Raw genomic sequence first — 3620 nt, forward strand, 5'->3', positions numbered from 1 at the left:
TAAAAGGTAATCAGGTTGCCGTTCCTTTGGAACGGCTATGGATGAGCATAGACAATGAGAACGAAGAAGTGAATTAAGGGCATTTGGTGGATGCCTTGGCATGCACAGGCGAAGAAGGACGTGATACGCTGCGAAAAGCCGTGGGGAGCTGCGAATAAGCTTTGATCCATGGATCTCCGAATGGGGCAACCCACCTTAAATACCTAGAAAATCTGTTCTGTGGCGAAACGCCTGCGTGGGACTTCCCATACAGGGCGCTAGCCCGTCGCCGGTTATCCGGCGCGCCGTCCGCAGGCCTTTGGCCGTGAGGACAGAAGAGGTTTCTAGGTATTGTGATAAGGTATCTTACTTTCGAATACATAGGGGTAAGAAGCGAACGCAGGGAACTGAAACATCTAAGTACCTGCAGGAAAGGACATCAACCGAGACTCCGCAAGTAGTGGCGAGCGAACGCGGACCAGGCCAGTGGCAATGATGAATAAAGCGGAACGATTTGGAAAAGTCGGCCATAGAGGGTGATAGCCCCTTACGCGTAGAACAGTCATTGTCCTTGAGTAGGGCGGGACACGTGAAATCCTGTCTGAACATGGGGAGACCACTCTCCAAGCCTAAGTACTCGTGCATGACCGATAGCGAACAAGTACCGTGAGGGAAAGGTGAAAAGCACCCCGACGAGGGGAGTGAAATAGAACCTGAAACCGGATGCCTACAAACAGTCGGAGCCCGCAAGGGTGACGGCGTACCTTTTGTATAATGGGTCAACGACTTAGTGTAACTAGCAAGCTTAAGCCGGTAGGTGTAGGCGCAGCGAAAGCGAGTCTGAATAGGGCGATTGAGTTAGTTGCATTAGACCCGAAACCGAGTGATCTAGCCATGAGCAGGCTGAAGGTTGGGTAACACCAACTGGAGGGCCGAACCCATAACTGTTGCAATAGTTCGGGATGACTTGTGGCTAGGGGTGAAAGGCCAATCAAACTCGGAAATAGCTGGTTCTCCGCGAAATCTATTTAGGTAGAGCGTCGACCGAATACCCTCGGGGGTAGAGCACTGGATGGGCTATGGGGACTCACCGTCTTACTGATCCTAACCAAACTCCGAATACCGAGGAGTACTAGTCGGCAGACACACGGCGGGTGCTAACGTCCGTCGTGAAAAGGGCAACAACCCTGACCTCCAGCTAAGGTCCCCAAGTCATGGCTAAGTGGGAAAGGATGTGAGGATCCCAAAACAACCAGGATGTTGGCTTAGAAGCAGCCATCATTTAAAGAAAGCGTAACAGCTCACTGGTCTAAATAAGGGTCTTTGCGCCGAAAATGTAACGGGGCTAAAGCCATGCACCGAAGCTGAGGATTTGCACTTTGTGCAAGTGGTAGCGGAGCGTTCCGTAAGTCTGTGAAGGCGGACCCGTGAGGGCTGCTGGAGATATCGGAAGTGCGAATGTTGACATGAGTAACGATAAAGGGAGTGAGAGACTCCCTCGCCGAAAGACCAAGGGTTCCTGCTTAAAGTTAATCTGAGCAGGGTTAGCCGGCCCCTAAGACGAGGCGGACACGCGTAGTCGATGGGAACCACGTTAATATTCGTGGGCCTGGTGGTAGTGACGGATCTCGTGTGTTGTTCAACCTTATTGGATTGGTTGGGCGGCGAAGAGGTTCCAGGAAATAGCTCCACCGTATAGACCGTACCCGAAACCGACACAGGTGGTCAGGTAGAGTATACCAAGGCGCTTGAGAGAACTATGTTGAAGGAACTCGGCAAATTGCACGCGTAACTTCGGAAGAAGCGTGACCCTTTTGTACGCAAGTATGATGGGGTGGCACAGACCAGGGGGTAGCGACTGTTTATCAAAAACACAGGGCTCTGCGAAGTAGCAATACGACGTATAGGGTCTGACGCCTGCCCGGTGCTGGAAGGTTAAAGGGAGGGGTGCAAGCTCTGAACTGAAGCCCCAGTAAACGGCGGCCGTAACTATAACGGTCCTAAGGTAGCGAAATTCCTTGTCGGGTAAGTTCCGACCTGCACGAATGGCGTAACGACTTCCCCGCTGTCTCCAACATAGACTCAGTGAAATTGAATTCCCCGTGAAGATGCGGGGTTCCTGCGGTCAGACGGAAAGACCCCGTGCACCTTTACTATAGCTTTACACTGGCATTCGCCAAGGCATGTGTAGGATAGGTGGTAGGCTTTGAAGCAGGGACGCCAGTTTCTGTGGAGCCATCCTTGAAATACCACCCTTATCTTCGTGGATGTCTAACCGCGGTCCGTTATCCGGATCCGGGACAGTGTATGGTGGGTAGTTTGACTGGGGCGGTCGCCTCCGAAAGAGTAACGGAGGCGCGCGATGGTTAGCTCAGACCGGTCGGAAATCGGTCGTCGAGTGCAATGGCATAAGCTAGCCTGACTGCGAGACTGACAAGTCGAGCAGAGACGAAAGTCGGTCATAGTGATCCGGTGGTCCCGTGTGGAAGGGCCATCGCTCAACGGATAAAAGGTACGCCGGGGATAACAGGCTGATGACCCCCAAGAGTCCATATCGACGGGGTTGTTTGGCACCTCGATGTCGACTCATCGCATCCTGGGGCTGGAGCAGGTCCCAAGGGTATGGCTGTTCGCCATTTAAAGCGGTACGTGAGTTGGGTTCAGAACGTCGTGAGACAGTTCGGTCCCTATCTGCCGTGGGTGTAGGAATATTGACAGGATCTGTCCCTAGTACGAGAGGACCGGGATGGACGTATCTCTGGTGGATCTGTTGTCCTGCCAAGGGCATAGCAGAGTAGCTATATACGGAATGGATAACCGCTGAAGGCATCTAAGCGGGAAACCAACCTGAAAACGAGTGTTCCCTATCAGAGCCGTGGAAGACGACCACGTCGATAGGACGGGTGTGGAAGCACAGCAATGTGTGAAGCTTACCGTTACTAATAGCTCGATCGACTTCTTCGTTCCCATTGAATATGTTCATCGAACAAAGTTCGATGACATCTGTTCTGTCCTGACGCCCGAAGGGCTCCGGACGGGCCGCGCCACAGGGCGCGACGACCTCTGGTCTGTATGGCTGCCTCGCTCGCTGTCGAGCAAAGGCGGAATACGGACGGGTTACAGAAGACGTGTTAAATAGAGCTTCGGCTCTCCAGCTTCTCGAAAACAACAGTCATGTGAAAACATGAACGAGGTTGCTTTGGCCACCTGGTCCCTCATATCAGAGGTGACCGTATGGCCGATTGGCGTCCCCCGTGAGCGACAAGCGAACGGGATAAGGCATGCCAATCCAATAAAGAGCAACATATGTTCATGCGTTCCGCATGAACATATGTTGCGTTTTGCCGACCTGGTGGTTATCGCGGGGCGGCTGCACCCGTTCCCATTCCGAACACGGCCGTGAAACGCCCCAGCGCCAATGGTACTTCGTCTCAAGACGCGGGAGAGTAGGTCGCTGCCAGGTCTGCAAAACGCAACACAAAATCTTCTCACTCACAAAAGGGCCACAAAGCCCAAATCAAAAGGCCGCAAATGCGGCCTTTATGCTATAATAAAACCAATCAACGCGGGGTGGAGCAGCCCGGTAGCTCGTCAGGCTCATAACCTGAAGGCCGCAGGTTCAAATCCTGCCCCCGCAACCA

General features: G+C 53.1%; 1 tRNA gene and 2 rRNA genes. All 3 read left to right on the plus strand.

The annotated features are described in order from the left end of the window. Nucleotides 1-62: 62 nt before the first annotated feature. The 3 genes from L904_RS20255 to L904_RS20265 all read left to right on the plus strand — a co-directional run bounded on the left by L904_RS20255 (nucleotide 63) and on the right by L904_RS20265 (nucleotide 3620). A 23S ribosomal RNA gene (locus tag L904_RS20255) occupies nucleotides 63-2943 on the plus strand. Nucleotides 2944-3327: 384 nt separating this feature from the next. Next, nucleotides 3328-3442: ribosomal RNA gene (rrf, locus tag L904_RS20260) — 5S ribosomal RNA — on the plus strand. A gap of 101 nt (nucleotides 3443-3543) precedes the next feature. Then, nucleotides 3544-3620, plus strand: a tRNA-Met gene (locus tag L904_RS20265).

The organism is Agrobacterium sp. LY4 (assembly GCF_001526585.1).
GTDB classification, from domain to species: Bacteria; Pseudomonadota; Alphaproteobacteria; order Rhizobiales; family Rhizobiaceae; genus Agrobacterium; species Agrobacterium leguminum.